This window comes from Porphyrobacter sp. ULC335 (assembly GCF_025917005.1).
Taxonomy (GTDB): Bacteria; Pseudomonadota; Alphaproteobacteria; order Sphingomonadales; family Sphingomonadaceae; genus Erythrobacter.
In genome coordinates this window covers 1,786,320-1,813,073 of record NZ_CP078091.1, presented here as the reverse complement: position 1 = coordinate 1,813,073, position 26,754 = coordinate 1,786,320, and the positions used below count along the sequence as shown (strand labels likewise).

The 26,754-nt window shown below is 65.5% G+C and carries 29 protein-coding genes; 18 read left to right on the top strand and 11 right to left on the bottom strand.

Annotated elements, in window-relative coordinates:
• Nucleotides 1–187: 187 nt before the first annotated feature.
• Complete coding sequence (locus KVF90_RS08595) at nucleotides 188–1,072, top strand: DUF4349 domain-containing protein (protein ID WP_264391178.1); 885 nt, start codon at nucleotides 188–190, stop codon at nucleotides 1,070–1,072.
• A gap of 106 nt (nucleotides 1,073–1,178) precedes the next feature.
• On the top strand, nucleotides 1,179–1,715 hold the full coding sequence (locus KVF90_RS08590) for a type 1 glutamine amidotransferase domain-containing protein (RefSeq protein ID WP_264391177.1): 537 nt from the start codon (nucleotides 1,179–1,181) through the stop codon (nucleotides 1,713–1,715).
• 1 nt (nucleotide 1,716) lies between these two features.
• On the opposite strand, the gene KVF90_RS08585 is transcribed toward KVF90_RS08590, so the two are convergent.
• From KVF90_RS08585 to KVF90_RS08575, 3 genes are all read right to left on the bottom strand, one after another.
• Entirely contained in the window at nucleotides 1,717–2,052 is a 336-nt protein-coding gene (locus KVF90_RS08585) for a 2Fe-2S iron-sulfur cluster-binding protein (protein WP_264391176.1), read from the bottom strand.
• Nucleotides 2,049–3,146 (bottom strand): cysteine desulfurase family protein, encoded by a 1,098-nt coding sequence (locus tag KVF90_RS08580; RefSeq protein ID WP_264391175.1) that lies wholly within the window; start codon nucleotides 3,144–3,146, stop codon nucleotides 2,049–2,051. The genes KVF90_RS08585 and KVF90_RS08580 overlap by 4 nt, the downstream gene beginning before the upstream one ends.
• Nucleotides 3,147–3,249: 103 nt before the next feature.
• Nucleotides 3,250–4,245 (bottom strand): cysteine desulfurase family protein, encoded by a 996-nt coding sequence (locus KVF90_RS08575; RefSeq protein ID WP_413677026.1) that lies wholly within the window; start codon nucleotides 4,243–4,245, stop codon nucleotides 3,250–3,252.
• 188 nt (nucleotides 4,246–4,433) lie between these two features.
• Here KVF90_RS08575 and KVF90_RS08570 point away from each other — a divergent pair, with 188 nt between their 5' ends.
• Both KVF90_RS08570 and KVF90_RS08565 read left to right on the top strand, forming a co-directional pair.
• Entirely contained in the window at nucleotides 4,434–5,090 is a 657-nt protein-coding gene (locus KVF90_RS08570; RefSeq protein WP_086734251.1) for an alpha/beta hydrolase, read from the top strand.
• 460 nt (nucleotides 5,091–5,550) lie between these two features.
• Nucleotides 5,551–6,237, top strand: a complete 687-nt coding sequence (locus tag KVF90_RS08565; protein ID WP_264394437.1) for an energy transducer TonB — start codon at nucleotides 5,551–5,553, stop codon at nucleotides 6,235–6,237.
• A 27-nt stretch (nucleotides 6,238–6,264) separates the two neighbouring features.
• Here KVF90_RS08565 and KVF90_RS08560 read toward each other — a convergent pair whose 3' ends face one another.
• The gene (locus KVF90_RS08560) at nucleotides 6,265–6,477 is read right to left on the bottom strand and encodes a hypothetical protein (RefSeq protein ID WP_264394436.1); all 213 of its coding nucleotides are present in this window, start codon (nucleotides 6,475–6,477) and stop codon (nucleotides 6,265–6,267) included.
• 110 nt (nucleotides 6,478–6,587) lie between these two features.
• Between KVF90_RS08560 and KVF90_RS08555 the strand changes: the two genes are divergently transcribed.
• The 4 genes from KVF90_RS08555 to KVF90_RS08540 all read left to right on the top strand — a co-directional run bounded on the left by KVF90_RS08555 (nucleotide 6,588) and on the right by KVF90_RS08540 (nucleotide 12,403).
• Entirely contained in the window at nucleotides 6,588–6,989 is a 402-nt protein-coding gene (locus KVF90_RS08555) for a DUF3597 domain-containing protein (RefSeq protein WP_264394434.1), read from the top strand.
• Nucleotides 6,990–7,043: 54 nt separating this feature from the next.
• Complete coding sequence (locus KVF90_RS08550) at nucleotides 7,044–8,894, top strand: DUF885 domain-containing protein (protein WP_264394432.1); 1,851 nt, start codon at nucleotides 7,044–7,046, stop codon at nucleotides 8,892–8,894.
• Between the two features lie 203 nt (nucleotides 8,895–9,097).
• Nucleotides 9,098–10,723 (top strand): FAD-dependent oxidoreductase, encoded by a 1,626-nt coding sequence (locus KVF90_RS08545; protein ID WP_264394430.1) that lies wholly within the window; start codon nucleotides 9,098–9,100, stop codon nucleotides 10,721–10,723.
• A 111-nt stretch (nucleotides 10,724–10,834) separates the two neighbouring features.
• Nucleotides 10,835–12,403: a DUF1570 domain-containing protein gene (locus KVF90_RS08540; RefSeq protein WP_264394428.1), complete on the top strand. Its 1,569-nt coding sequence runs from the start codon at nucleotides 10,835–10,837 to the stop codon at nucleotides 12,401–12,403.
• A gap of 14 nt (nucleotides 12,404–12,417) precedes the next feature.
• Here the strand turns inward: KVF90_RS08540 and KVF90_RS08535 are convergent, their stop codons facing one another.
• Both KVF90_RS08535 and KVF90_RS08530 read right to left on the bottom strand, forming a co-directional pair.
• On the bottom strand, nucleotides 12,418–12,747 hold the full coding sequence (locus tag KVF90_RS08535; protein WP_264394427.1) for a hypothetical protein: 330 nt from the start codon (nucleotides 12,745–12,747) through the stop codon (nucleotides 12,418–12,420).
• 76 nt (nucleotides 12,748–12,823) lie between these two features.
• A complete protein-coding gene (locus tag KVF90_RS08530; protein WP_264394424.1) occupies nucleotides 12,824–14,437 on the bottom strand; it encodes a phosphoenolpyruvate carboxykinase in 1,614 nt (537 codons plus the stop codon).
• Nucleotides 14,438–14,761: 324 nt separating this feature from the next.
• On the opposite strand from KVF90_RS08530, the gene KVF90_RS08525 reads away from it, so the two are divergent.
• From KVF90_RS08525 to KVF90_RS08495, 7 genes are all read left to right on the top strand, one after another.
• Nucleotides 14,762–15,532 (top strand): response regulator transcription factor, encoded by a 771-nt coding sequence (locus KVF90_RS08525; protein ID WP_264394423.1) that lies wholly within the window; start codon nucleotides 14,762–14,764, stop codon nucleotides 15,530–15,532.
• Entirely contained in the window at nucleotides 15,525–17,087 is a 1,563-nt protein-coding gene (locus KVF90_RS08520; protein WP_264394421.1) for a sensor histidine kinase, read from the top strand. Before KVF90_RS08525 ends, KVF90_RS08520 begins: the two co-directional genes overlap by 8 nt.
• On the top strand, nucleotides 17,054–17,569 hold the full coding sequence (locus KVF90_RS08515) for an HPr kinase/phosphatase C-terminal domain-containing protein (protein ID WP_319641060.1): 516 nt from the start codon (nucleotides 17,054–17,056) through the stop codon (nucleotides 17,567–17,569). Before KVF90_RS08520 ends, KVF90_RS08515 begins: the two co-directional genes overlap by 34 nt.
• Nucleotides 17,566–18,489 carry an RNase adapter RapZ gene (rapZ, locus tag KVF90_RS08510; RefSeq protein ID WP_264394420.1) on the top strand — a complete coding sequence of 308 codons (924 nt, stop codon included), beginning with the start codon at nucleotides 17,566–17,568 and terminating at the stop codon, nucleotides 18,487–18,489. Before KVF90_RS08515 ends, rapZ begins: the two co-directional genes overlap by 4 nt.
• A 107-nt stretch (nucleotides 18,490–18,596) precedes the next feature.
• Entirely contained in the window at nucleotides 18,597–19,025 is a 429-nt protein-coding gene (locus KVF90_RS08505) for a PTS sugar transporter subunit IIA (protein WP_264394418.1), read from the top strand.
• A 10-nt stretch (nucleotides 19,026–19,035) separates the two neighbouring features.
• Nucleotides 19,036–19,314, top strand: coding sequence for an HPr family phosphocarrier protein (locus KVF90_RS08500; RefSeq protein WP_264394417.1), 279 nt, complete (start codon nucleotides 19,036–19,038; stop codon nucleotides 19,312–19,314).
• Nucleotides 19,315–19,410: 96 nt separating this feature from the next.
• On the top strand, nucleotides 19,411–20,208 hold the full coding sequence (locus KVF90_RS08495) for a TrmH family RNA methyltransferase (RefSeq protein ID WP_264394414.1): 798 nt from the start codon (nucleotides 19,411–19,413) through the stop codon (nucleotides 20,206–20,208).
• Here KVF90_RS08495 and rmuC read toward each other — a convergent pair whose 3' ends face one another.
• From rmuC to recR, 4 genes are all read right to left on the bottom strand, one after another.
• Entirely contained in the window at nucleotides 20,209–21,636 is a 1,428-nt protein-coding gene (rmuC, locus tag KVF90_RS08490) for a DNA recombination protein RmuC (protein WP_264394413.1), read from the bottom strand.
• A gap of 211 nt (nucleotides 21,637–21,847) precedes the next feature.
• Nucleotides 21,848–22,423, bottom strand: a complete 576-nt coding sequence (locus KVF90_RS08485; RefSeq protein WP_264394411.1) for a peptide deformylase — start codon at nucleotides 22,421–22,423, stop codon at nucleotides 21,848–21,850.
• A gap of 49 nt (nucleotides 22,424–22,472) precedes the next feature.
• A complete protein-coding gene (locus KVF90_RS08480; RefSeq protein ID WP_264394410.1) occupies nucleotides 22,473–22,688 on the bottom strand; it encodes a hypothetical protein in 216 nt (71 codons plus the stop codon).
• Nucleotides 22,685–23,281: a recombination mediator RecR gene (recR, locus tag KVF90_RS08475; RefSeq protein ID WP_264394408.1), complete on the bottom strand. Its 597-nt coding sequence runs from the start codon at nucleotides 23,279–23,281 to the stop codon at nucleotides 22,685–22,687. The genes KVF90_RS08480 and recR overlap by 4 nt, the downstream gene beginning before the upstream one ends.
• A 53-nt stretch (nucleotides 23,282–23,334) precedes the next feature.
• Between recR and fmt the strand changes: the two genes are divergently transcribed.
• The 3 genes from fmt (at nucleotide 23,335) to KVF90_RS08460 (ending at nucleotide 26,186) form a co-directional block, all read left to right on the top strand.
• A complete protein-coding gene (fmt, locus tag KVF90_RS08470) occupies nucleotides 23,335–24,240 on the top strand; it encodes a methionyl-tRNA formyltransferase (RefSeq protein ID WP_264394407.1) in 906 nt (301 codons plus the stop codon).
• A gap of 10 nt (nucleotides 24,241–24,250) precedes the next feature.
• Complete coding sequence (gene truA / locus KVF90_RS08465; protein WP_264394405.1) at nucleotides 24,251–25,003, top strand: tRNA pseudouridine(38-40) synthase TruA; 753 nt, start codon at nucleotides 24,251–24,253, stop codon at nucleotides 25,001–25,003.
• A gap of 73 nt (nucleotides 25,004–25,076) precedes the next feature.
• On the top strand, nucleotides 25,077–26,186 hold the full coding sequence (locus KVF90_RS08460; protein ID WP_264394404.1) for a zinc-binding dehydrogenase: 1,110 nt from the start codon (nucleotides 25,077–25,079) through the stop codon (nucleotides 26,184–26,186).
• A 70-nt stretch (nucleotides 26,187–26,256) separates the two neighbouring features.
• Here KVF90_RS08460 and KVF90_RS08455 read toward each other — a convergent pair whose 3' ends face one another.
• Nucleotides 26,257–26,730 (bottom strand): BLUF domain-containing protein, encoded by a 474-nt coding sequence (locus KVF90_RS08455; protein WP_264394403.1) that lies wholly within the window; start codon nucleotides 26,728–26,730, stop codon nucleotides 26,257–26,259.
• Between the last annotated feature and the right edge of the window lie 24 nt (nucleotides 26,731–26,754).

Sequence of the window (26,754 nt, the reverse complement as noted above, 5' to 3'; positions counted from 1 at the left end):
AGCAACCCCCGCGCAAGCGAGGGAGAGGGGTTTCCACAGGGTTGAATTCGGGCAGCTGGGAGCCGGCCCGCCACATTGTGGCAAAATTGCGGTTTAATTATGGCGAAAATAAGGCATGCTTGCGGCGAAGCAGGCGCAGGCATTGCGAGTCGCGTGCCCCCGACCGGCTTCACGAGGAGAGAGAAACATGCGTAAGACCTTGATTCTTGCTGCCACTGCCACCCTCGCCCTTGCTGCGTGCAGCAAGCCCGATGATGAAGACCCTGCCGCCAGCGAAGCCGCCGATATCGCCTCGAGCGAAGTCGCCCCGGCGGAACCCGCCGCCGCCGCCGCGCAGGAAAGTGCCGCCATTCCCCAACTCGGCAGCATCCCGGTCAGCCTGCCGCAGCTCGCCTATGTCTATGATTACCGCTGGCGCATGGCAGCGGACGAAATCGGCAGCCTCCAGCGCCGCCACGCGTCCTTGTGCGAGCAGCAAGGCCCGGCGGTCTGCCAGATCATCGGCATGACCAAGACGGGCGAACTAGAAGGCGAGGTTGCGGGCGAGCTCGAGATGGCAGTCGCCACACGGCAGGCGCGGGCATTCGGCGCGCTGCTCGAGGACGAGGCGCTGGACGCCGGGGCCGAGCAGGTCGCCGCCGAGATTGCCTCGGAAGAACTGTCCAAGCAGCTGGTCGACACCGAAGCGCGTCTGGAAGCCCGCAAGGAATTGCGCGACCGGCTCCAGCAGGTGCTGCGCACCCGCAAGGGCACGGTCGAGGAACTGGTTGAGGCTGAACGCAGCGTCGCTGCGGTCAACGAGGAAATCGATCAGGCGCGAAGCTGGCTCAAGGAGATGGAAGGCCGCGTCGCCTACAGCCGCGTTACCGTTCATTACGAAACCGGTTCGGCAGCCACCCGCGACTTCTTCGGCCCGGTCAGCGGCGCGATTGGATCGCTGGGAGCGATCTTCGGTTGGGTGGTCGCGCTGTTGATCCTGGTCGGCGCGATTGCCCTGCCAGTGGGGGGCGTGTGGTGGACGGGCCGGGCCTTGCGCCGCCGCCTCGCCGCGCCTGCGCCTGACCCGCAATAAGCGCCAGAAACGCCCTGCCGCACGCCGCTCCCGCTCTGCCTTGGCAGGCGGAACATGAGCGGCGTGCGGGGGCTAGTCCTGCGGTCATCAACCACAGGAGACCCCCATGCAGCGCGTCCTCATCATTGCTACCGACGGTTACGAGCAATCCGAACTGATGGAGCCCAAGCGCCTGCTTGAAGAAGCCGGTGCGCAGGTTACCCTCGCCAGTCTCGAACATGGCGAGATTCGCGGGTGGGACCAGAAGGACTGGGGCCAGAGCGTCCGCGTCGATCTGCTGGTCCGGGACGTTTCGACCGAAGATTATGACGCGCTGCTGCTCCCCGGCGGTCAGATGAACCCTGACATCCTGCGCATGGAATCCAAGGTGATCGATCTCGTCCGAGAATTCGATGCTTCGGGCAAACCGATTGCGGCGATCTGCCATGCGCCGTGGCTGCTCGCCGAAGCTGCCATCCTCGAGGGGCGCACCGTGACTGGCTGGCCTTCGATCCGCACCGATCTCGCCAATGCGGGTGCGGCGGTGGTCGACGAGGAAGTGGTGGTCGATGGCAACTTCATCACCAGCCGCAAGCCGGGTGACATCCCCGCCTTCACCGAAGCGCTGATGGCGGCGCTCAATATGGAAGCGGCCGAGGCCTAGGCTACATCCGCCGCGCGTCGCTGCTTTCGGCGGGGATCGAGACGGTCAGGCCGTCCATCTCCGCCGTCAGCTCGATCTGGCAGGAAAGCCGCGAGGTGCGGCGTGCCCCGGCGGCGAAATCGAGCATGTCCTCCTCCTCCTCGGCAGCGGGGGGGAGGCGGTCGAACCAATCGGCGGCGACGATCACGTGGCAGGTGGAACAGGCCATCTGCCCCTCGCAGGTGCCCTCCAGCGGCAGGCCCGCCGCCTGCCCGACGCGTAGCAGATTGTCGCCCGGTTCGGCGGAGGCCGCGATGGTCTTGCCGCGCGGGTCGAGGAAGGTGATGGTGATGCTCACAGGCCCTGCTCCTTTGCGGCGGTGTTGATCATGGCGGCAGCGGATTCGACGTCCTGCGCTGTCGTATAGCGTCCGAATCCGAGGCGGATAGAGGACTTTGCTTGCCGGTCCGAAAGGCCAAGTGCGCGCAGCACATGGCTGGGCCGCCCCGATCCGCTGGCGCAGGCCGAACCGGCGGAGAACATGACGTTGCGGCAATCGCTCATCAGCCGGGCGACATCGAGGCCTTCCTTGCGGATGTTGAGATTGCCCCTCCAGCGATCCACCGCGCTGCCGTTCAGCTCCCAGTCTGCGAAAGCCTCTCGCGCAATGTTCCACAAATGTTCCACGTGAAACAATTGCTCCGAGAAGCCCTCCTGCGCCACCTGTGCAGCCGCCCCGAAGCCTGCGCAAAGCGCGGGCGAGAGGGTGCCTGACCGCAGGCTAGCCTCCTGTCCGCCGCCCCAAAGCAGGGGCAAGGGGGGGCTGGCATCGGGGCCGATCCACAATGCGCCGATGCCCTTGGGCCCGTGCACCTTGTGCGCCGAGATCGCGATATAGTCCGCCGCGACCTCGACCGGCACCTTGCCATAGGCCTGCACCGCATCGACCAGCACCCGCGCCCCCACCGCCTGCGCGATAGCGACCACCGGGGCGAGCGGGTTCCGGACCCCGATCTCGTTATTGATCGCCATCACCGCGACGAGCCCGGTCTGCGGCGTGATCGCGGCTTGCAGCGCGTCGAGATCGGCGCGGCCATCGGGCGTCACGGGGAGGACGGTAAAGCGCCGCCCCTGCGCTTCGACCACCTTCGCGCAATCGAGCACGGCGGCGTGTTCGGTGGCGAAGGTGATGACATCGCCGGGGGTGCCTTGCAGGACCATGTTGAGCGCTTCGGTGGCGCCAGAGGTGAAGATCAGCTTCCCGCCTTCAGGCAGCAAAGCGCCCACACGCTCCCGCGCGGTTTCCACCGCAGCGGCGGCCATCCGGCCCATGCGGTGCGGGCTGTGCGGGTTGCCGAAGGTGTCGCTATCCGGCCCGCCGAGCCAGCGCAACATCGCCTCACGCGCTTCAGGCGCGAGCGGGGTTGTGGCTTGGTAATCGAGGTAAATCATGGCCTCTCTTCCCCGCCCCGGGCTTGACCCGGGGTCTCGCTTCCTTCCTCTCGGGGATCAAGACAGCTGGGTCCCGGGTCAGGCCCGGGACGGGGGGTGGGGTTCAGCATAGCGAAGCCCAAGCCTCGGCAAACCGCTCCAGATCCTCGGGTGTGGTCGACCACCCCAGGCTCACCCGGATCGTGCGCGCCGCGACATCATCGGGCACGCCGAAGGCGTCGAGCACCCGGCTTTTCTTCAAGGTGCCCGACGAACACGCGCTCCCTGCCGAGACGGCAAAGCCCATCGCGTCGAGCCGGATCAGGAGAGCTTGCGCGCTGATGGTGGGGTGGGTCAGTGCGATAATGTAATCGACCGGTTCACCGACGGTCAGGCGATGGCCGGCGACTTGCACCGCAAACGCCACGCGCTTCTCCGGCGTGGTCGCCCACGCGCCCGCCTCAAGCGCTGCGGCCATGCCGAGCGCACCCGGCAGGTTCTCTGTGCCGCGCCGATAGCCGCGCTCGTGCCCTCCGACGGGCTTGAGCATCTTGAAGTCCTTGACCAGCAGCGCACCCACGCCAATCGGGCCGCCAAACTTATGCGCCGAGACAATCACCATGTCGGCAAGCTGGGGTATCTCGATCTTGCCCGCGCTCTGTGCGCAGTCGACGAGAAGCAGGCCACGCTGGTCGTGAACGACTTCAGCCACCAGCCCGATGTTCTGGCGCGTCCCCGTTTCGGAATTGACGTGCTGGACGGCAACGAGAGTGCGGTTCTCCCAATCGTCACCAGCGATTGAAGATGGTGCTGCGGCCGCCGAGAGCGCATTCAGGTCAACCCGGCCGTCAGGTCCGACTTCCACGACAGGCACACCTCGGTTCTTCTCGAACTGACCGATGGCGTCATGCTCGACCGCACTCACCACCTCATGAATGACCGTCGCATTGTCGAAGGCGAGGAGCGCCGCCTCGCTCGCGCCGCTGGTGAAGATCAGCTCCCCGCTCCACCCCAGAGCCCGCTTGATCCGCTCGCGCGCATCCTCCAGCGCGGCCCTCGCCTTGCGGCCCTCGGCATGGGGTGAGGACGGGTTCGCCCAGATGCGAAACCCCTCCTCCATCGCAGCCTTCGCCTCGGGGCGCAGCGGCGAGGTGGCCGCGTGGTCAAGGTAGACCCGCTCAGCCATTTGCAGTCACCCGCACAGCCGCCGCGACAAAAAATTGCGAAAATACCATCGCACCCTATATAGAGCCCGCTTTCGCGCGCGCCACCCGGCGTAGTGCGGCTCCTCGATCACAAGGTCTACCGATGCCCTCAGTCATCTTCCCCGGCCCCGAAGGCCGCCTTGAAGGCCGTTTCTCGCCCCCGCCGCGCCCGCGCGCACCTGTGGCGATGATCCTGCATCCGCACCCCGAAGGCGGCGGCACGATGAACGACCGGATCGTGCAGCGCCTCTACAAGACCTTCGCGGATCGCGGGTTTGCCACGCTGCGCTTCAACTTCCGCGGCGTGGGCCGTTCGCAGGGGTCGTTCGATTCCGGCATTGGCGAGTTGTCCGACGCGGCGAGTGCGCTCGACTGGGTGCAGTCGATCCACCCCGAAGCGCAGAGCACCTGGATTGCGGGCTACAGCTTCGGCGCGCTGATCGGGATGCAATTGCTGATGCGCCGCCCCGAAGTGCGCGGCTTCATCTCGGTCGCGCCGCCCGCCAACATGTATGATTTCAGCTTCCTTGCGCCTTGCCCCGCCAGCGGCATCTTTGTGCAGGGCGCGGCCGATACGGTGGTGCAGCCCAATGCGGTGCAGAAGCTGGTCGACAAGCTGCGCACCCAGAAGCACATCACCATCCACCACGAGGAAATCCCCCGCGCCAACCACTTCTTCGAAAACGAGCTCGAAGAACTGATGCGCTCGGTCGACAATTACCTCGATTTCCGGCTGAGCCCGGATTGTCCGATTAAGTAAGGCTGTTTGTGTGCGTGCCCGCCTCCGCGGGCACGTTCCTCGGCGCTGCTTCAAGCCCTGCGGGCTTCAGCGCCTGCGGGCGCGCGGTCGCGCTTGCGACCCGTCCGTTGGCGGGCCGAACCAGAATATTCCATAGCCCCCGCCCCGGACCCGATCCGGGGCCCCGCTCCTCATTACGACCACAAGATAGCTGAGCCCCGGGTCAAGCCCGGGACTGAGCGACATGATCCACCAAATGCTTCGCTGAGCCTGAGGGTTGAGCGTTTGTTTTCGCTTACCTTTCTCTACCGATTTGGTTGCAAAAAATACAGTCCTGAAAAACAACGCGAAAGTTCTTCGCCCCTAGCAAAAATCATAGTACTCTCGCGAGTGAGCAGGGCCGGAGGGTTTGTGCTCACAGCGTTGGTGTCATCTGCACTCCGGCCACTGCTCCCACGATGATGGAGAGAGGAGCCCCTGCATGACCTATGCTTCTGCCAATCGACGTCCCAACCCTGCCGCGCTTGCCGGAGCGCTGGGAATACCTGGTGCCTTCGGCGCGCTGCTGGTGGTCGGCCTTGCGGTGACGGTGGTTACCGTGCCCGACAAGCCCCGCCTCAAGGGCGAGACGATAACCGACACCGTCCTGCCCCCGCCGCCCCCGCCCACACCGGACAAGCCGCAGCCCGACAGCAAAACAGCAACCACCACGACGGTTACCGCGCCTCCCACGACCTCGCGGCCGACCAACCTGCCGGTCGATCTGGGCATGGGCGATCCGGTCCCCAGCTACACCGGTCCCGGCGACTTCAGCGGCACCGGCCCGGTCGAATTCACCATCCCCGGCCCCGCGCCGAGTGCCTCTCCCTTCAAGCCGGTCGGCGCAGTGCCGCGCGGCAATACCGGCAAGTGGGTGACCAATGACGACTACCGCCCACGCTGGATCCGCGAGGACATGGCGGGCCGCGCCGCCTTTACGCTCAACATTGATGCCAGCGGCAAGGTGGCGGGTTGCACCATCACCCGCTCCACCGGGCACGCCCCGCTCGACGCGGCGACCTGCGAGCTGGTGACCGAGCGCGCCCGCTTCACTGCGGCCCGCGACAGCAGCGGCAAGCCGGTCGCGGGGAGTTATTCGGGCAGCGTAACCTGGAGAATACCCGAATAAGTGAGTTCCGCCGGGGAGGGCTACCGCCTAGCCTTCTCCGGCGGTCTTGATCTGCTCGATCGGGGCCTGACCCCCTTCGGTCGGCACGGTCCAGATCAACACGTTGATCACCGCGATCACCGCCAGCAGCACCATCAGCGCAGGGTTCTTCGCCTCGCCCGTGCGCCGCCACAGCACGAACGCCCCCGCCACCAGCGCGAGCGCGGCGAGCATCACGATCGAAAGCACGATATCGGTCATGGCGAAAAAACGGCTCCTGCTTGTCCGCCGGTCGGGACAAAACCCGCATCGCGCCGGAACATCCGTGCCCCTGCCCCGGTATGTACCGGGCCAGCCGGCACGAGGAGGCTATGATGGGAATTTTTGGTTCAATCAAGAATGCGATCTGGGGTTCGGACAAGGACAAGGCAGAGGTCAAGCCCGCCGGGCCGCGGCCAGTCCCTTCGCCTGCGCCTGTCGCCACCGCAGCACCCGCCGCTCCCGCAGCGCTTGACCCGATCAGCGAGGCCGCGATGGCCGATCGCATCAGCCGCATGGCAGGCGCGGAAAAGTTCGAATGGCGCACCTCTATCGTCGATCTGATGAAGCTGGTCGGCGTCGATCCGAGCTTCGAAAATCGCAAGGAACTCGCCGACGAGTTGGGCATGACCGATTACACCGGCACCGCCGATCAGAACATCGCCCTGCACCACGCGGTGCTCAACATGCTCGCGGCCGAGGGCGGTCACATGCCGGACATGCTGCGCGACTGATTGGCGGTGTGCGGCGTCATTGACTCGGCGTCGGCACACCTTCAAATCGTGGCCATGAGAGAGAAAACCGCCGATTTCACCCGCCGCCAGACCCTTGCCGGTCTCGCTGGAACCTCCGCCCTTGCCCTGCTGCCCGCCTGCGCTGCGACAACGCCGTCGCCGGGCAGTGCTTCGGCATCGCTGGCAGGCCTCGATCCCGATGCCGCGCTTGAGCGTGTCGCCTACCGGATGCTCGCGCATGAACCGGGCCGCGCCACCGGGCTGGGCGTGGACACCGGTGAATATGCCGCGTGGCGCTCCACCTTCGGCACGCCGGGCGAGGCGGGGCGCAGCGAATATGCCGCGACGCTCAAGGAACTGGTCGCCGAGGTCCGCGCCTATCCCAAGGACGGCCTGACCAGCGATCAGCAGATCGGTTTCGAAGTGGTCGAAACGGCGTTCACCAGCGCGCTTGAGGGCATGGCCCTGCCCTATGGCGATGTGGCCGTGGGCAGCTGGCGCAACGCGCCCTATGTCGTGATCCAGAATGTCGGCGGTTATATCGACATGCCGCGCTTCTTCGGTTCGACCCAGCCGCTGAACAATGCGGGCGATATCGGTCCTTACATGAGCCGCCTCGCCGAAGTGCCGGCGATCCTCGATGGCGAGCTGGCCCGCATCCGCGAAGCGCGCGGCGAAGGGCTCGTGCCGCCCGCTTTCCTGCTCGACAAGGCAATCGCGCAGATGGAAGCCAGCATCAAGGGGACGTCCGAAAGCTATGCCGGGCCGCTGACCGCCGCCACGATCGACGGCGCGCAGGTCGCCGCCGGACAGGCGGAGCGGATCGTTGCCAGCGGGATCGTGCCCGCGCTCGAACGCCAGCTGGCCGAACTCAAGGTCCAGCGCGCCTCCGCCAAGGATGCAGCGGGCGTGTGGTCGCAGCCGCGCGGCGAGGAATATTACGACTGGGCAATCCGCGCTTCGACCACGACGCGCATGAGCCCTGACGAGATTCATCAGCAGGGCCTCGACGAACTGCGCACGCTGCACGGGCGCATGGACCCGATCCTGCGCGAGATCGGCTACACCAAGGGCTCCGTCGGCGAGCGGATGCGCGGGCTGGCCGATGATCCGCGCTACAAATTTGCCGAGGGCGATCCGGGCCGGGCGGAGATATTCTCCTTCATCAATGACCGCGTTGCGTGGATCAAATCGCAGATGCCGCGCGCTTTCAACAAGCTGGTCGATCCGCCGCTGGAGGTCCGCCGCCTGCCGCTCGCCGAAGAACCCGGCGCGCCGGGTGCCTACGGCGGGGCGGGTAGCAAGGACGGCAGCATTCCCGGGCGCTTCTGGATCAACCTGCGCACCACCGATCTGCACCGCAAGTACGACCTTGCCGACCTCACCTTCCACGAAAGCATTCCCGGCCACGTGTGGGAGGGCGAATTCAGCAACCGCCTGCCGCTGATCCGTTCGATCCTCGCCTTCAACGCCTTTTCCGAAGGCTGGGCGCTCTATGCCGAACAGCTGGCGGACGAGCTGGGCGCCTATGACGAATTCAAGGTCGGGCGGCTTGGCTACCTGCAATCGCTCGCCTTCCGCGCCTGCCGGTTGGTGGTCGATACCGGCCTCCATTCCAAGCGCTGGACGCGCGAACAGGGCCGCCAGTTCTTCGTCGAGGAGAACGGATCGAAGGTCGAGGAAGTCGCCTCCGAGGTCGATCGCTATTGCAGTTGGCCGGGGCAGGCCTGCGGCTACAAGATCGGCCACAGCGAAATCGTCCGCCAGCGCGCGCGGGCGCAAAGCGAGCTGGGCGGGGCCTACGACTTCAAGGCCTTCAACACCGCCGTGGTGCTGGGCGGCAACGCGCCGCTCTCCGTGATGGCAAACACCGTCAGCCGCTACATCGCGGGGGCAAAGGGATAGGCATTCTTCCCCCTCCTCTTCAGAGGAGGGGCGCGAGACTTGCCAGTTTGCTGGCAAGTCGCAGCGGGGTGGTGCTGATGGCACTCGCTTCGCTCGCCACCACCCCCAACCTCCTCCTCTGAAGAGGAGGGGGCGATATTCGCCCCCTTCCCAATCCCCGCCCCTGACCCCATCTTGCAACCTTCGGTAAGCAGGAGGGCAGCATGGAAACGCTCGGACAAGATCTTGAAACCATGCGCCGGGTGCCGCTGGCGCCCGCCCATGTCGATGCCATCTGCGATATCGGCGGCGAGAAATTCTACCCCGCAGGCTCCATCGTCATGGAGATTGGCGAGCCGATGGACAGGTTCGTCTATATCCTCGAAGGCGAGATCGAGGTGGTGAACCCCTACACCGGGGACCGCTTGCTCAAATCCGCGCTCGGGCCGACCCAGTTCATGGGCGAAATCGCCTTCCTCAACCGCGGCACCAATTACCTCAAGATGCGCGCCGCAAGGGACACCCGCGTGATCGAGGCCCCGCGCGAGGCGATGCTCGAACTGATGAGCCGGGTTCCGGAGCTTTCCGACCACCTCATCACCGTCTTTGCCGCACGCCGCCGGAAACAGTTCGAATTGGGCAATGCCGCGGTCAAGGTGATCGGCGCCGACCGCGATCCGGCGGTGCAGGCGGTCGAGCGCTTCCTGTCGAGGAACCGCATCCCCTTCCAGTCTTACGACCTCGACGGAGCTGATCCCGAGACGGTCAAGGTCTGCACCCTCATCAAGCACGAGCCTTCGGTGATCCTCGGCACCGGCACACGGCTGGAGGACCCGACCCCGCGCAAGGTGGCGCAATATCTCGGGCTCGATCTCGATATCTGTTCGCGCCGCACTTACGACCTCGTGATTGTCGGCGGCGGGCCTGCGGGCGTGGCGGCAGCGGTCTATGCCGGGTCCGAGGGGATCGAGGCGCTGGTGATCGAGGATACGGCCGTCGGCGGACAGGCCGGTACATCGAGCCGGATCGAGAATTACATGGGCTTCCCCACCGGGATCAGCGGCACCGATCTGACTTGGCGGGGTCAGGTGCAGGCGATGAAGTTCGGCACGCGTTTCGTCATGCCGCGCCGGGTCGAGGCGATGTCGCGGCGCGAGGACGGGGCCTATTGCATCACGCTGGATGATGCCGACGAACTGTGCGCCCGCGCGGTGCTGGTGGCGACGGGGGTGCAATACCGCCGCCTGCCGATCGACAAGCTGGAGGAACTGGAAGGCGCAGGCATCTTCTACTCCGCGACTGAGATGGAGGCGCGCTTCTGCGCGAAGACCGAGGCCGTGGTGATCGGCGGCGGCAATTCGGCGGGTCAGGCGGCAATGTATCTCAGCCGTGCGGCGGCGCATGTGCATCTGGTGGTGCGCGGCGGCAGCCTTGCCGCGTCCATGTCGAGCTATCTCTCTCAGCGGCTGGAGGCCGATCCGCGCGTCACCATCCACTACCATTCGGAAGTCACCGCGCTGCATGGTGACACGTGGCTCGAAGGGATCACGCTCAAGACCAAGGACAGCGAGCGCCGGATCGATTCCCGCGCGCTGTTCATCATGATCGGCGCGGCGCCCAACACCGATTGGCTGTCCGGCCTTGCCGAGACCGATGCCAAGGGCTTCGTCCTGACTGGCGCGGCGGCAGGAAAGGGAGATGATTACGCCACCACCGCACCCGGCATCTTCGCGGTGGGCGATGTGCGCGCCGGATCGGTCAAGCGCGTGGCAAGCGCGGTGGGCGAAGGATCAGTCGTCGTCAGCCGCATCTGGCAATATCTCGAGGACACGCGCCCCGCAGAGGGGTAAAATTCCCGCTCCCGCAATTCGTCGCAAGCCTCTGGCATCCCGACAAAAAGCCAATATGCTGGCATCAGTCGTCCGGGCATCGCAGGCCGGGCGCGCTGGGGGATGCACGCCATGATGACCGCGATTTTCCGCTTTCTCGCAGCCGCGCTCGCCCTGATCGCGATCCCCGCGCGCGCCGAATGGTACGAGGCTTCAAGCGACCACTTCGTCATCTATGCCGACGACAAGGAAGCGGACATCCGCAAGTTCGCCGAGAACCTCGAACGCTATCACAGCGCGATGGCGTATGTCCTCAGTGCAAAACTCGAAAAGCCCAGTCCCTCGAACCGCGTGACGATCTTTGTTGTTGGCGGGCAGCGCGATATGCGCGAGCTGGCGGGCGGCAACCGCTATGTCGGCGGCTTCTACATCCCGCGTGCAGGCGGCAGCCGTGCCTTCGTGCAGGATATCCGCAACACCAAAGGCTATCCGCATTTCTCGACCATCGTGATGCTGCACGAATATGCGCACCACTTCCTGATCTCGTCATCCAGGTTTGCCCAGCCGCGCTGGTTGAGCGAGGGATCGGCGGAGTTCTTCGCGGCGGCGGGCTTCAACGCGGACGGGAGTCTGCTGATTGGCCGCCCGGCGCAGCATCGCGGGGCCGAACTGGTGTTTGCCGACCCGGTGCACGTCCGCGAACTGCTGGACCCTGCGATCTACGAGAAGGAACGTGGCAAGGGTTATGACGCCTTCTACGGCAAAAGCTGGCTGCTGTATCACTACCTCACCTTCTCGGAACAGCGGCGCGGCCAATTGGGCAAGTATCTGGTCAACCTCTTCAACGCGATGCCCCCTCTCGCAGCGGGCGAGGATGCCTTTGGCGATCTCGACGTGCTGGAACGCGAGCTTGGCACCTATCTTCGCTCGCGCAAGATGATGACCTTGGTGCTGCCGCCCGAAAAGCTCAGCCTTGGCAGCCCCATGTCCCTGCGCAAGCTCCCTCCGGGCGAGGCTGCGATGATGCCTATCATCATCCGCTCGCAGCGCGGTGTGAACGATACCGAGGCCGCCGAACTGCTCATCGAGGCGCGCGCCGTGGCCGCGAAGTATCCGGGCGATCCGGGCGTGCTCGCCGCACTGGCCGAGGCGGAATATGATGCGGGCAATGATGCCGAGGCCATCGCTGCCGCCGATGCGGCGATTGCCGCCGATCCTTCGCGCACCAATGCCTATGTGCAGAAGGGCTATGCCCTGTTCCGTCAGGCCGGCGAGGCCGAGGACAAGAAGGAAGCCTATGCGGCGGCGATGAAGCCGTTCGAGGCGCTCAACGCCATCGAGAACGATCACCCCCTGCCGCTGATCTACTATTACCGCAGCTATGCCGAACGCGGTGCCAAGCCGCCGGAGAACGCACGCGCTGCGCTGGAGCACGCCTCACGGCTGGCGCCCTTCGATCAGGGCTTGCAGCTGAATGCCGGGATGATGCTCATCAAGGAGGGCAAGTTCGCAATTGCCCGGACTTTCCTTGCCCCGGTTGCCGCCAACCCGCATGGGGGCGGCGCGGCAGAGCAGGCCAAGAAGCTGATCGCGACGCTCGCCGAATCCACAGAAGGAATGACGGTCGATCTTGGCGCGGCCATGGGCGAGGCAGGCGCTGCCACCTCGCCCGAAGCGTCGGAGCCCGAAGCGGCGGAGTAAACTCCCCGCCGGTCTCAGCTCTTGCCGCCGCCCAGCAGGCCCTTGGCCATGTCCATGATGTCGTCGGCAGGGTTGCCGTCACCATCGCGGTCGAGGATCGAGGCGAAGTTGCTCAGCGATCCTTCGCCGCCCACGGCTGCGACGATCTGGTTGAGGATATCCGGCGACATCCCGGTCTTTTCCGCCGCCAGCGTCACTGTGTCGCCATCCAGCTGATGGGTCTTGCCCAACGCCGCGATCGCGGTCTCGGCCATCTTGGGATCGATGCCGATCTTCGCCGCGAGGTTCACCACATCATCGGGCGCGCCGCCGATGTTCTTCAGGATTCCGTCGAGAATGCTCATGAGTCTTATCCCTTGCTGGCGAAACGATGTGTTCCGCCGGCAAGGTTACGACATCATGGCGTAAGACGCGAGTCTATCAGGCAGCCACGGGTGCAGGCGCGGCCTGGCGCACGCCTTCATCGACATGGGCTTCGAACTGCGCGAAGTTATCGATGAACAGCTGCACCAGCTTTTGCGCGGTCGCATCATATTCGGCCTTGTCGGCCCAGGTGCTGCGCGGATCGAGGATGGTCTGGTCGATCCCGGCTTCGGCCAGCACCGGCACATGCACCGGCACGTCGAAGCCGAAGTTCGGATCCTTGCGGAATTCGACATCGTCCATCTTGTCATCAAGCACGGCGTTGAGCAGCGCGCGGGTCGCCTTGATCGGCATGCGGCTGCCGGTCCCGTACTTGCCGCCGGTCCAGCCGGTGTTGACCAGCCAGCACTCCACACCGCCCTTGGCGATGCGCTCCTTGAGGAGATTACCGTAAACCGAGGGATGGCGCGGCATGAAGGCGGCGCCGAAGCAGGTGCTGAAGGTCGCCTCCGGTTCGGTCACGCCGATTTCGGTGCCGGCGACCTTGGCGGTGTAGCCGCTGAGGAAGTAATACATCGCCTGATCCGCAGTCAGCCGCGCAATCGGAGGCAGCACGCCGAACGCGTCCGCGGTCAGCATGATGACATTCGACGGCGCGGGGCCGAGGTTCTTTTCGCTCGTGTTGGGGATCGACTCGATGGGGTAGGCGCCGCGGGTGTTCTCGGTCTTGCTCGAATCCGTGAAGTCGAGTTCGCGGGTGTCCTCGTCCATCGCCACGTTTTCAAGGATCGTGCCGAACATCTTGGTGGTGGCGTAGATTTCCGGCTCGCCCTCGGCCGAGAGGTTGATCATCTTGGCGTAGCAGCCGCCTTCGAAATTGAAGACCGCCGTGTCCGACCAGCCATGCTCGTCATCACCGATCAGCGTGCGGCTGGCGTCGGCGCTCAGCGTGGTCTTGCCCGTGCCCGACAGGCCGAAGAAGATCGCGCTCTTGCCGTCCGCGCCGATATTGGCCGAGCAATGCATCGGCATGACGCCCTGCGCGGGCAGAAGGTAGTTCAGCAGGCCGAAAACGCCCTTCTTCATCTCGCCCGAATATTCGGTGTTGCCGATCAGGATAAGCTTCTCGGTGAAGCTCACCGCGATCACCGTGTCGCTGCGGCAACCGTAGCGTTCGGGGTTTGCCTTGAAGCTGGGCAGGTTGATGATGGTGTATTCGGGGGCGAAGCTGGCAAGCTCGTCCGCGGTGGGGCGCACCAGCAGGGTGCGGATGAACAGGTTGTGCCAAGCCATCTGGGTGATGACGCGCACATTCACGCGGTATTCGGGCTGCGAGCCGCCAAACAGATCGGCGACGTAAAGTTCTTCGCGGTCTTCGAGGTGCGCGAGGAAATCAGCCTTGAGATTGGCGAAGTGTTCTTCGCTCATCGGCTGGTTGACCGTGCCCCAGTTGATCGTGTTCTCGGTCTCGGCATCGCGGACGATGTATTTGTCCTTCACGCTGCGGCCGGTGAACTTGCCGGTTTCGACCAGCAGTGCGCCGTGCTTGGTCAGCTTGCCCTCACCCTTGGCGAGCGCGTGCTCCACCAGCGCAGCAGTGCCGAGATTGGCGTGGATTTTGGCGCGGGTGGCAAGATTTTGGGCGGCCAGCGGGGTTGCGAGCGAGGTCAACTTACATCTCCTGGGCGATGCGGCAGGGCAAAAGCGGTCAAAGGGCTCGGCCAGTCGATACCGGCGAATCCGCGAGCCTTCCGTTACGTTCCGTAGCATCTGCGCATACGTATGCAACCTTGGGCGGATTGGCGCCTGTGCGTTCAGTCGATCCCTCGAGCCGCGCCTTAGTTTGCGACTCCGCCCGCGTCAAACCGGCTGCGACATAGCAAATGTGCTGGGCGGCCAACCCCCGCTTTGCCAGGCTGCGCTGGCGATTGCGGTTAGCAGCCTATGGCGCTACCCACGCAGCATGGAAGCGCGGCGGCAGAGAGGATGAAGCCCATGTCCGACAGCACTACCGAGCCTGCCCCCGCTCTGCCCGACAGTGCAGGGGCAGATGCGCGCAAGCTCCAGATCGCGCTTGTGGATGATGATCGCAACATCCTCACCACGGTCTCGATTGCGCTGCAGGCCGAAGGCTTTGCCACGCGCCTCTATTCCGATGGTGAAACCGCACTGAAGGCGCTGCTCGACAATCCGCCCGATCTTGCCGTGTTCGATATCAAGATGCCCAAGATGGACGGGATGGAACTGCTGCGCCGTCTGCGCGCGCACTCGCCGCTGCCGGTGATCTTCCTCACCAGCAAGGATGACGAACAGGACGAGGAAGCGGGACTGGAACTGGGAGCGGATGATTACATCGCCAAGCCGTTCAGCCTGCGTCTGCTGATTGCCCGCATCCGCGCGATCCTGCGCCGGGCCGAGCCGCTTGTCGCTGGCAACCCAGCATTGCCAACCGAATCCGCGCCCGCCAGCCTCGTCCGCGGGCGCTTGTTCATGGACCCCGCGCGCCATCAGGTGACGTGGGACGGACAGGCGGTCAGCCTCACCGTGACCGAATTCCTGATCCTTGAAGCGCTCGCCATCCGGCCCGGCGTTATCAAGAGCCGCAACCAGTTGATGGACGCGGCCTACCCCGACGACGTGTTCGTCGACGACCGCACGGTCGACAGCCACATCAAGCGGATGCGGCGCAAGTTCAAGGTCGTCGACAACAGCTTCGACGCCATCGATACGCTCTATGGCGCGGGTTACAGCTTCACCGATGGCTGACGACAAGCGCGCCGGCGGGGGCGGCGAAAAGCTGAGCGCAACCGGCCGCTTTGCGCTGACGGGCCGCATTCTCGCGGTCAACATCCTGCCGCTGCTAATCATGGGCGGCGGGCTGTTCTACCTCGACAGCTATCGCACCCAGCTTATCAACGAACGCTTCAAGCTCGCCCGGATCGAGGCGCAGATCACCGCCGAGGCGCTCGCCGGGGCCCGCCGCGAACGGCAGGAAGCGCTGCTGGTACAGATCGGCAAGGAACAGCGCATGCGTCTGCGCATGTTCGATGCCGAAGGGCGGCTGACGGCCGATAGCTTCGCACTGGCCGAACCTTCATTCCGCTTCAACGACATCAATGACGATGACTGGCAGCAACGCTTTTCGCGCTGGCTGGATCGCACGGTCGACACGATCGTCAGCGCCGAAGCGGTGCAGGATTATGACGAGCCCGAAGCGCAGGAGGCCGATGCCTGGCCCGAACTAGCGCGCGCGCGCGAACTCGGGCTTTCGCAGGTGCGGCTCTACGATTGGAGCGACGGCACTCCGGTCATCACCGCCGCCGTACCGGTCGGCTTACAGGGCGCGACACTGCTGACCGTGCGCAACGCGGTCGACATCACCGAAAGCGTCCGCGCCGCGCGCACAACGCTGTTTGTGGCGATGTTGCTGGTGATGGCGGCGTCCGCGCTGCTCTCGCTGTTTCTTGCGCGCACCATCGTCACGCCGTTGCGGCTGCTGGCCCGTGCGGCGGTGCGGGTGCGGCAGGGGCGCGACCGCGAAGTGGAAGTGCCGCGCTTGCCGCAGCGCAGCGACGAGATCGGCCTGCTCGCCCGCGCGGTTTCGGACATGACCGGCGCGCTGCGCCAGCGGATCGACGCGGTCGACAGCTTCGCCGCGGATGTTGCGCACGAGATCAAGAACCCGCTCGCGTCCTTGCGCAGCGCGGTCGACACATTGCCCCGCGTCGAAGACCCGGCCCTTCGCGCCGAGCTGATCCAGATCGCCGCCCATGACGTGCGCCGGATTGATCGGCTCGTCACCGAAATCGCCGCCGCCAGCCGCGTCGATGCCGAAATCAGCCGCGCCAAGCTGGAACGGGTGGATCTTGCCGACCTGTTCGAAAACATCATCCGCAGTCGCGAGGATCGCGGGATGAACGGCGGGCGCCGGATCGAACTCGATGCCGCGCGCGGGGGCACGAACCGCGTCATGGGCGTGCCCACCCAGCTCGAACGGGTGGCCGAAAACCTGATCGACAACGCGGTCTCCTTCTCGCCGCCCGAGGGTGTGGTGCGCGTGTCGATCCGCCAGGCCGGCCGTCACATCATCACCGAGGTTTGCGACGAAGGCCCCGGCATCGCCCCCGAACGGCGCGAGGACGTGTTCCGCCGTTTCCATTCCGACCGACCCGAGGGCGAGAGCTTCGGCAACCACTCCGGCCTTGGTCTCGCCATCGGCCGCGCGATTGCCGAGGCGCATGATGGCGCACTGACAGCCGAAGGGCGCCGGGATGGTGAAGAGGGCGCGTGCCTGCGCCTGACGCTGCCGGCCGCGCCGTGACTTCGCCCGCCCCTGTGGTGATGCAGGCCAGCGCAGTAGTGATCGCAGGCCACGCGCTGCTGATAGAAGGGCCACCGGGCAGCGGCAAATCAAGCCTCGCGCTGGCGCTGATCGATCGCGGCGCAGGCCTGATTGGCGATGATGCGGTGACGCTGATGCGGGAGGGCGAGTGCCTCATCGCCAGCCCGCCGCCCAACATTGCCGGCTTGATCGAGGTGCGCAGCGTTGGGCTTGTCCGCGTGGCCGTCGCTCCGCCCGCGCCGGTCGCGCTGATCCTTTGCCTCGGCGGCCCCGTGCCTGATCGCCTTCCTGAAACGCCCCTTCCCCGCAGGCACATTGCCGGGGTGGCCGTGCCGGTGCTCGCCTTCGATCCGGGAGCAATCGCCCCTGCCGCTCGCGCTGAAGCGGCGCTGCGCCTTCACGGCCTCGCGTTCAAACCGGCTTCCCTTTCCTGCGCCGACGCGCCAGATAATCCGGCATGAGCGAGCCCGCCGCCCTTCCCCCGCATCCCGACAAGCGCCAGCTGCTGCTTGTCACCGGCATGGCGGGTGCGGGCAAATCCACGGCGCTCGCTGTGCTGGAAGACATCGGTTGGGAGACGATCGACAATTTCCCGGTGCGGATGCTCAAGCGGCTGGTCACCATGCCTGATGAAGCACGCGGCCCGCTCGCGATCGGCTTCGATTCGCGCACCCGCGGTTTCGTGCCGGGTGACATCATCGCGCTGATGAAGGACCTCGCGGGGCGGCCCGATATCGCGCTGACCTTCCTGTTCCTCGACTGCGCGGGGGGTGAGCTGGAACGCCGCTTCAACGAGACCCGCCGCCGTCACCCGATGGCCGCGGGGCGTCCGGTGCTGGAAGGAATCGCTGCCGAGCGTGAGTTGCTCGAACCCTTGCGCCGCTGGGCCGAGGTGATGATCGACACCACGGCGCTGACCAGCAACGACCTGCAGGGCCGCATACGCGAGCTCTTCGCGCCGGAAAGCCGCGAAGCCGCGCTGACCCTGACGCTATCGAGCTTCGGCTTCGCGCGCGGGATGCCGCCGCTGGCCGATCTGGTGTTCGACATGCGCTTTCTCGACAATCCGCACTGGGTGCCGGAACTGCGCAAGCAGACCGGTCAGGACGCGCCTGTCGGCGAACATATCGAGCGCGATCCTGCCTTTGCCGATGCCTTCGCACGGATTCGCGATCTGCTTCTCCTCCTCCTCCCGCGCTATGCGGCGCAGGGCAAACCCTACGTCCACGTCGCATTCGGGTGTACCGGCGGGAGACACCGTTCGGTCTTCACCGCCGAGCGGATGGCTGAGGCCTTGCGCGCGGCGGGATTTTCCCCCACTGTCCGGCACCGCAACCTGGGCTCGCGGGCGGCGGACGCCATTGAACGCGAACGTCGCTAGACCCGGTCCGGAAAGTCACCGATCGATGCAAACGCGTGCATTGTCGGACAAGGTAGAAACGCGTAAGGCAGCCCTCCGGCGGGCAGTTAACGGACCCCTATTCACACATGATCGGCTTGATCCTGGTAACCCATGGCCGCCTCGCGGACCAGTTTGTCGAGGCCATGGAGCACGTGGTCGGCCCGCAGGACGGGATCGTCACGGTCTGTATTGGCCCGAATGACGATATGGAGCAGCGCCGCGCCGATATTGCCGATGCGATTGCCTCGGTCGATGCGGGCAACGGCGTCATCATCCTCACCGACCTGTTCGGCGGCACTCCGTCCAATCTGGCGATATCGCTGCTGGATGCTGGTCATGTCGAGGTGATTGCGGGCATCAACCTGCCCATGCTGATCCGCCTCGCCGGCGCGCGCAAGGCGATGGACGTGACCGCGGCGGTCCACGCTGCGCAGACCGCGGGTCGCAATTACATTACCGTTGCCAGCGAGTTGCTTGGCGCGAACACCGCTCCGCAGGCGCGGGCCAAAGCCTGAGGGGACCGCCGTGGGGGAGGCAAGGCAAAGCATCACCATCGTCAACCGCCGCGGGCTGCACGCCCGGGCGAGTGCGAAGTTCGTGGGCGCGGTTGCCGCGCTGCCTGATGGCGTGAAGGTGACCGTCAGCAAGACGCCGCACAGCGCGGCGGGCGGATCGATCCTCGGCTTGATGATGCTTGGCGCGGCCAAGGGTGACACGGTCGAAGTCGCGGTCGAGGGTGACGGCGCGGACGCGGTGCTCGCCGATCTGATCGCGCTGATCGCCGACGGCTTCGGCGAGGATTAGTGCTTTCTTCCCGTTCGTGTCGAGCGAAGTCGAGACACAGGATCGCACGGCAAATGGCGTCTCGACTACGCTCGACGCGAACGGCATAGGCCTTCCATGCGCAAGCACATCACCGGATTTTCCAACCCGACCGTCAAATACCTGCGCAGCTTGCGGGACAAGAAGCATCGCAAGCGCACGGGCCAGTTTCTGGTCGAGGGGCTGCGGCTGCTTGAGGATGCGCGCGCCTCTGGCCGTGTTCCATCAACGCTGGTGATGGCCGAGGGGCGCGAACACGCCTTGCTCGCCCGGCTTGAGGCTGACGTGCTGGCCGCTGGCGGCGAGGTGATCGCCACCACGCCAGACATCCTCTCAAAGATTACCGGCAAGGAGAACGCCCAGAGCGTTGCGGGTGTGTTCGACGAATGGGACACCTCGCTGGAAGTGCTCGACCGCAGCTCAGCGCCGATCTGGCTGGCGGCGCAGGCTTTGCGCGATCCCGGCAACCTCGGCACGATGCTGCGTACCTGCGATGCAGTGGGTGCGGGCGGGCTGATCCTGATCGACGATTGCGCCGATCCCTTCAGCGCCGACGCCGTCCGTGCGAGCATGGGCGCGGTCTTCACCGTGGGTCTGGCGCAAGCGCGGTGGGAGGATTTCCTGCCATGGCTGCGCGGCGGAGCGGGGCAGCTTGTCGCGGCGAGTTTGCGCGATGCGGTGCCCTATCGCGGTGCGCCTTATGCGGCTCCGTGTTTCATTCTAGTCGGCAACGAATCGCAAGGCCTACCCGAGGACTACGAGGCGGCGTGTGATTTGCGTGTCACCATGCCGATGAAAGGCCGCGCGGACTCGCTGAACGCCGCCGTGGCCGGTGCGGTGCTGGCTTACGAGGTGCTGGCGGGTTTGGAAGGGTAATTACTCCGCCGCGTCCTTGCGCCCTTCGAGCGCGGGGTAATCATTCTCCACAGCATCGCCATCGGCCGCATTGTAACGCGGCGCGCTTTCCACCAGCGGCACGTCCTCGATCTCGCGCTTGCCGATGTCTACACCCTTTTCGGCCAGCCGCCGGCCTGACGACAGCACGTTGCGTTCAAAGCTGCCGACGAACTTGTTGTAGTTGTTGACTGCCGTCTCGAGCCCGCCGCCGACCCGCTTGAGGTGCTGCGCCGCGACTTCGAGCCGGCTATACAACTCCGCGCCTATCCGGCCGATCTCCGCAGCCTCGTTGGCCATCTTGTCCTGCCGCCAGACCTGCGCCACCGTGCGGGCAATGGCCACGAGGTTAGTGGGCGTGGCCAGCAGCACCTTGTTGCGGAAGGCGAAGTCCCACAATTCGGGATCATGTTCGAGCGCGGCGGCGACGAAATGCTCGCCCGGTACGAACATCACCACATAATCGGGCGCATCGTCGAACTGGCTCTGATAGCTTTTGGAGCCGAGCGTCTGCACATGGCCGCGCATCGACTTGGCATGGAGATCGAGGTGCCGCTTGCGCTCGCCCTCGTCGTCCGCCTCGAAGGCGGCCTGATAAGCGTTGAGCGAGACCTTGGCGTCGATCACCAGCTTCTTCTGTCCCGGCACATTGACGATCGCATCAGGCCGCAGGCGCCCTTCGGCTGTGTCCATCGACTGTTCGAGATGGAAGTCGGTATGTTCGGCCAGGCCGCATTGTTCGAGCACGTTCTGCAAGGCCCGCTCCCCCCAGCGACCGCGCGCCTTGGGGGCATTGGTGAGCGAATTGCCAAGCCGTTGCGCCTCGCGCCGGACTTCGTCCTGCCCCTTGCGCATTTCCTCGATAACGCCCGCGAGCTGGCCGAAGGCATCGACCCGCTTTTCCTCGAGCGCCTTGACCTGTTCCTCGTAGCTTTTCAGCCGGTCGCCCACGGGCGCGAGCAGGGCTTTCAGCTTCTCCTCACTCGCCTTTTCCGAATGGCCGAGCCGTTCCTCGGCGCGGCGCAAGAACGCCTCCTGCGCCTTGCCGAGCACGGCGGCGCCGGTGTTTTCGAATTCCTTCAGCAGATTGGTGCGCGATTCTTCGAGCAGGCGCTTCTGTTCGGCAAAGCCGGCACGTTCGGCGCGGAACTGCGCGTTCTCGGCGCGGGCGGCGTCCAATTGCTCGGCCAGAGCATCGGCACGCGCTACGCGTTCGCCGAGTGCCGCGACTTCGATCCGAGAGTCGCCCAGTTCGGCAATAGCGCGGGCAAATTTCGCTTCCTGCTCAACCCCGGCAGCCTCGGCAGAGGCGAGCCGCGCGCGCAGGTCAGCGAGCGGGCGCGAGGCGAGAAACCAGCCGAGAGCCGCACCGATGACGAGAGCGAGAATCGCAAGAATTGCAGGGTCCATCCCGCGATCCTACATGGAACGTATGGAGAACGCCAGACCCTGCGCTGGTGTTTCCAACAAGAAAGCGGGGCCCCGGATCAAGTCCGGGGAGACGTCAGGAGGAACCCATCGGCCCGCAGGGCCGCGAGCGCACGCGCGCGAGCCGCAGCGGGCGCGGCTTTGCTGCGCGTCTAGCGAGGACGAAGGCGCGGAGGCGCCTTCGCAAGACAAATCACGCAGCCCGGCGGATCTTTTCGAGCTTCTTCAGCGCCATCGCCTTTTTCAGCCGCGACAGGTGGTCGATGAACAGGATACCTTCAAGGTGATCCATCTCGTGCTGCAGGCAGGTCGCCATCAGCCCTTCTAGCGCTTCCTCGTGGGTATTGCCGTCGAGGTCCTGATAGCGGACCCGGCAGGTCATCGGGCGCTCGACATCGGCATAGATCTCGGGGACCGAGAGGCAGCCTTCCTGATAGATCGACAGCTCGTCCGCCGGATCAAGGATCACCGGGTTGATGAACACCCGCGGTTCCTTTTTCGTGGCGGGGTGCGTGTGCTTGTGCCCGCCGTGGCTGGAGCACTCGACCGGCTCGGCGTCCGAATCGTCGGGTTGCAGGTCGATCACCAGCACCCGCTTGGGCACGCCGACCTGGATCGCGGCGAGGCCGATGCCGGGGGCATCGTACATCGTCTCGAACATGTCCTCGACGAGCGTGTTGAGCTCGGGGCCGAACTCATGCGGTTCGACCGGAACAGAGATGGTCTTCAGCCGGGGGTCCGGCACTTCAAGGATTTCACGGATAGCCATATCGGCGAAATAGGCACGGTGCGGCGCTCGCGCAAGCGCGATGCTGCGATCAGCGTGATCGGCGCAACCAGCGCTTGCCGACGTGGCCACAGGCAGGGCAGCGCCCGACGTAGGACTTTTCCGCGTTCGCCTTGAAGCGGACCCCGCCCGCCTCCCACACGCTCTCGCTATGGCCGCATTGGCCGCATTCGTACTTCCATTCGCGGGATTCACGCTCCACCCTGGGGCCGAACACCCAGCCGAAGAAGCGTTGCATGCGGTTCATCCCACCGGCCTCCTTGCCCTAAGCGCCTGCGCCAACGTGCCCTCATCGAGGTAATCAAGCTCGCCGCCGACCGGTAGCCCGTGGGCCAGCTGGGTGACGCGCAGCGGGAAGGCTTCGAGCCGTTCGGCGAGATAATGCGCGGTGGTCTGCCCTTCTAGCGTGGCGTTCATGGCGAGCACCACCTCGTCCACGCCCCCGCCCTCGACACGGGCGAGCAGGCTGGCGATGTTGAGCTCCTCAGGCCCGATGCCGTCCAATGCCGAGAGCCTGCCGCCCAGCACGTGATAGCGTCCGGGGAACAGCCGCGCGCGGTCCAGCGCCCAGACGTCTGAGACCTCCTCCACCACGCACAGCGCGCGCGCATCCCGGCGCGGATCGGCGCAAATACCGCAGGGGTCTCGGGTGTCGACATTGCCGCAGATCTGGCATTCGACCAGCGTCTCGGCGACGCCTGCCAGCGCCTCGAGCAGTGCGGGCAGCGCGGATTCGCGGTGCTTGACCAGCCACAGCACCGCACGCCGCGCGGAACGCGGCCCCAGGCCCGGCAGGCGGGCGAGCGCAGAACTCAGAGCCTCGATCTCTTGCGATGCCATGGGGGGAGAGATAGGGGCTGCGCTTCGCTTCACAAAGGCCGCGGGCAAACCTTATGCGCATCATCTTCATGGGAACGCCCGAATTCGCGGTGCCGGCGCTGCGGGCACTACATGACGCGGGGCATGATGTGGTGTGCGTCTACACCCAACCGCCGCGTCCGGCGGGGCGGGGGAAGAAGCTGATGCCCTCCCCCGTGCAGGTTGAGGCCGAGCGTCTGGGCGTGCCCGTTCGGTCGCCTGTCTCGCTGCGCAATGCAGAGGCGCAGGCGGAGTTTGCGGCGCTCGGTGCCGATGTCGCGGTGGTCGCGGCCTATGGCCTGATCCTGCCGCAGGCGGTGCTCGATGCGCCGAAGCATGGCTGCCTCAATATCCACGCCTCGCTGCTGCCACGCTGGCGCGGGGCTGCGCCGATACACCGCGCAGTGATGGCGGGCGATGCCGAGACCGGCGTCACGATCATGCAGATGGAAGCGGGGCTGGATACCGGGCCGATGCTTCACAAGGTCACCGTGCCGGTGGGCAGGAAGACGACGGGTGAGCTGTTCGGCGAACTGGGCGCAGTCGGCGCGGCGGCGATGGTGGAGGTGCTGGCCGATCTTTCCGCCTTCCCGCCCGAGGTGCAGGACGACAGCGCGGCAATCTACGCGCCCAAGATCGACAAGGCCGAAGCGAAGATCGACTGGGCGCAGCCCGCCGAGGTGATCGAGCGCCTCGTGCGCGGCCTCGCCCCCTTCCCCGGCGCGTGGTTCGAGCTGGAAGGCGAGCGGGTGAAATTGCTGCTTGCCGAGGTGGTTGCGGCAAGCGGCGCGCCCGGCACGGTGCTGGACGATGATTTCACCATCGCTTGCGGGACCGGCGGAATCCGGCCGCTGAAGCTCCAGCGCGCAGGCAAGCCGGTGCTGGAGCGCAGCGAATTCCTGCGCGGGCGTGTGGTGGCGCCAAAGACACTCTTGTCGTGACGGTGCTGGTTTGACCCGTTTCGCCCTCACCCTTGAATTCGACGGCACGCCGTTCTTCGGGCTGCAACGCCAAAGCCATGGGCCGAGCGTGCAGCAGTCGGTGGAGGACGCGCTCCACCGGATCACGGGTGAGACGGTCGTTATGCACTCCGCCGGGCGCACCGATGCGGGCGTCCATGCTCTGGCGATGCGCTCCCACGTGGATATCGAAAAGCCCTTCGATGCCTTCCGGCTAATGGCCGCGCTCAATGCGCAGCTGCGCCCCGATCCCATCGCGGTGACCCATTGCGAGGTGGTGCCGGATGATTGGCACGCGCGCTTTTCCTGCACCGGGCGGCGCTATCTCTACCGGATCGCCAACCGCCGCGCACCGCTGACGCTTCATCGCGACCGCGCATGGCACATACCCCAGCCACTCGATGCCGATGCGATGCACCGCGCCGCGCAGGCGCTTGTCGGGCGGCATGACTTCACCACCTTCCGCTCGGTCCATTGTCAGGCCGCCGATCCGGTGAAGTCGCTGGACTTGCTGGATGTCGAGAAAGTCGGCGAGGAGATCCACATCCACGCCGCCGCGCGTTCTTTCCTGCATCATCAGGTGCGCAGCATGGTGGGCTGCCTCAAGCTGGTCGGCGCAGGCACCTGGCCCGAGGCGCGGATAGCCGAGGCGCTGGCGGCGTGTGACCGCGGCGCTTTAGGGCTTAACGCGCCGCCGCACGGGCTTTACTTCGTCGAAGCGACCTATCCGGACGACCTGACGTAAGGTCACCCTAGCCATCTCGCGATTGCGGGCGTAGCGAATGCGCAACTCGCAACGACGAAAAGGGAAACGCAGGATGACCACCGGAAAGCAGCTCTTCACCACTCTCACCGCCGATGGCAAGCTGACGCTGGAGGTGGCGGAAAGCCAGTTCCCCGCGCCCACCGGCAATCAGGTGCTGGTCAAGATGGAAGCCGCGCCGATCAACCCGTCGGACCTTGCGATCCTCACGAGCGCCGCCGATTTCGAGACCGCCGAATACACCCCCGGCAAGGTCGTCGCGACCATGCCCGAGCCCTTCCTCACCGGGAACAAGGGCCGCCACGGCCAGCGTCTGCCCGCCGGCAACGAAGGCGCTGGCACCGTCATCGCCACCGGTGACAGCGACATGGCCAAGGCGCTGATGGGCAAGCGGGTCGCCTGCGTGCCGGGCAACGCTTTCAGCCAGTATGCCATCGCCGATGCGATGATGTGCATTCCGCTGGGCGATCATTCGTCGGAGACCGGCGCGTCGAGCTTCGTCAACCCGATGACCGCGCTGGGCTTTGTCGAGACCGCGAAGATGGAGGGCCACTCGGCGATCATCCACCTCGCGGCGGCTTCCAACCTCGGCCAGATGCTCAACCGCATCTGCATCGAGGACGGGATGAAGCTGGTCAACATCGTGCGCAAGGACGAGCATGTCGAACTGCTCAAGTCGCAGGGTGCGCAGTACGTGGTGAACTCCTCGGCACCGACCTACATGGCCGACCTGCGCGCCGCGATTGCCGAGACCGGCGCCTATCTCGGCTTCGATCCGATCGGCGGCGGACAAGCGTCTGACGGCGTGCTGAAGGCGATGGAACAGGTCGCGGCGAGCCAGATGGGCGAGTTCTCGCGCTATGGTTCGAACCAGCAGAAGAAGATGTACATCTACGGCCGACTTGATCTCGCGCCGACGATCCTTACGCCGTCCTATGGCCTGCAATGGAGCATCGCCGGTTGGCTGCTGACGCCCTTCCTCCAGCGTGCCGGCATGGAAACCGTGGTGCGCATGCGCACCCGCGTGCAGCAGAACCTCACCACCACCTTCGCCAGTCACTACAAGGCCAAGGTGACTCTTGAGGGCATGCTGGAGAAGGACGCGATCTGCGATTACCGCCAGATGAAGACCGGCGAGAAGTACCTGGTCACGCCCTGGGGGTGATGGGCTGCCCTTCGGAGAGAGGCCTTGGAGGCGGCGTTAGCGACAGCGCGCCGCCACCGCCCCTGCCGGCTCAGCTCCGTCCCATCGACTGCAACGGCCCTGCTACGAGGTGTGCCAGAATGCGTTGCAGGGCTGCCAGGCTGGCTTCATCCTCGGTCGTTTCCAGCGCGTTTTCCAGCACTTCGCGCAGGTCATCGGCGGCAACCTGTTCCATTTCCCAGTGCGGGTAGAGGCGCTCGCGCTTGTCAACGCACTGGTCGAGCGTGACGATATCATAGTGACGGGGATCGCCGTGAAGGTTGGCGATCAGGCTCCGCACCTCGGCAGGGGGACCTTCGATCCATTGGAAAAACACGCCGCTGCCGAACACCAGCACGCCAGTGATGCCGCGCGCGACATTGCGCTTTTGCGAGAACGCGACCAACCGGCTGACCTCGTCCGCGTCGACGTCATCGGTGGCGCGGCTGCAATAGACGAATGTTTCGAGCAGGATCGCATCCGGATCCAGATCGGCATCATCGTAGAAGCCGGGTTCGTCGAACATGGGTAAGGTCACCTTATCTGGGGC

Bases quoted from the DNA above. Each gene is read 5' to 3' on its own strand.
- KVF90_RS08595 (WP_264391178.1), top strand. From the start codon at position 188: ATGCGTAAGACCTTGATTCTTGCTGCCACTGCCACCCTCGCCCTTGCT.
- KVF90_RS08590 (WP_264391177.1), top strand. From the start codon at position 1,179: ATGCAGCGCGTCCTCATCATTGCTACCGACGGTTACGAGCAATCCGAA.
- KVF90_RS08580 (WP_264391175.1), bottom strand. From the start codon at position 3,146: ATGATTTACCTCGATTACCAAGCCACAACCCCGCTCGCGCCTGAAGCG.
- KVF90_RS08575 (WP_413677026.1), bottom strand. From the start codon at position 4,245: ATGGAGGAGGGGTTTCGCATCTGGGCGAACCCGTCCTCACCCCATGCC.
- KVF90_RS08570 (WP_086734251.1), top strand. From the start codon at position 4,434: ATGCCCTCAGTCATCTTCCCCGGCCCCGAAGGCCGCCTTGAAGGCCGT.
- KVF90_RS08565 (WP_264394437.1), top strand. From the start codon at position 5,551: ATGACCTATGCTTCTGCCAATCGACGTCCCAACCCTGCCGCGCTTGCC.
- KVF90_RS08560 (WP_264394436.1), bottom strand. From the start codon at position 6,477: ATGACCGATATCGTGCTTTCGATCGTGATGCTCGCCGCGCTCGCGCTG.
- KVF90_RS08555 (WP_264394434.1), top strand. From the start codon at position 6,588: ATGATGGGAATTTTTGGTTCAATCAAGAATGCGATCTGGGGTTCGGAC.
- KVF90_RS08550 (WP_264394432.1), top strand. From the start codon at position 7,044: ATGAGAGAGAAAACCGCCGATTTCACCCGCCGCCAGACCCTTGCCGGT.
- KVF90_RS08545 (WP_264394430.1), top strand. From the start codon at position 9,098: ATGGAAACGCTCGGACAAGATCTTGAAACCATGCGCCGGGTGCCGCTG.
- KVF90_RS08540 (WP_264394428.1), top strand. From the start codon at position 10,835: ATGATGACCGCGATTTTCCGCTTTCTCGCAGCCGCGCTCGCCCTGATC.
- KVF90_RS08535 (WP_264394427.1), bottom strand. From the start codon at position 12,747: ATGAGCATTCTCGACGGAATCCTGAAGAACATCGGCGGCGCGCCCGAT.
- KVF90_RS08525 (WP_264394423.1), top strand. From the start codon at position 14,762: ATGTCCGACAGCACTACCGAGCCTGCCCCCGCTCTGCCCGACAGTGCA.
- KVF90_RS08520 (WP_264394421.1), top strand. From the start codon at position 15,525: ATGGCTGACGACAAGCGCGCCGGCGGGGGCGGCGAAAAGCTGAGCGCA.
- rapZ (WP_264394420.1), top strand. From the start codon at position 17,566: ATGAGCGAGCCCGCCGCCCTTCCCCCGCATCCCGACAAGCGCCAGCTG.
- KVF90_RS08505 (WP_264394418.1), top strand. From the start codon at position 18,597: ATGATCGGCTTGATCCTGGTAACCCATGGCCGCCTCGCGGACCAGTTT.
- KVF90_RS08495 (WP_264394414.1), top strand. From the start codon at position 19,411: ATGCGCAAGCACATCACCGGATTTTCCAACCCGACCGTCAAATACCTG.
- rmuC (WP_264394413.1), bottom strand. From the start codon at position 21,636: ATGGACCCTGCAATTCTTGCGATTCTCGCTCTCGTCATCGGTGCGGCT.
- KVF90_RS08485 (WP_264394411.1), bottom strand. From the start codon at position 22,423: ATGGCTATCCGTGAAATCCTTGAAGTGCCGGACCCCCGGCTGAAGACC.
- KVF90_RS08480 (WP_264394410.1), bottom strand. From the start codon at position 22,688: ATGAACCGCATGCAACGCTTCTTCGGCTGGGTGTTCGGCCCCAGGGTG.
- recR (WP_264394408.1), bottom strand. From the start codon at position 23,281: ATGGCATCGCAAGAGATCGAGGCTCTGAGTTCTGCGCTCGCCCGCCTG.
- fmt (WP_264394407.1), top strand. From the start codon at position 23,335: ATGCGCATCATCTTCATGGGAACGCCCGAATTCGCGGTGCCGGCGCTG.
- KVF90_RS08460 (WP_264394404.1), top strand. From the start codon at position 25,077: ATGACCACCGGAAAGCAGCTCTTCACCACTCTCACCGCCGATGGCAAG.
- KVF90_RS08455 (WP_264394403.1), bottom strand. From the start codon at position 26,730: ATGTTCGACGAACCCGGCTTCTACGATGATGCCGATCTGGATCCGGAT.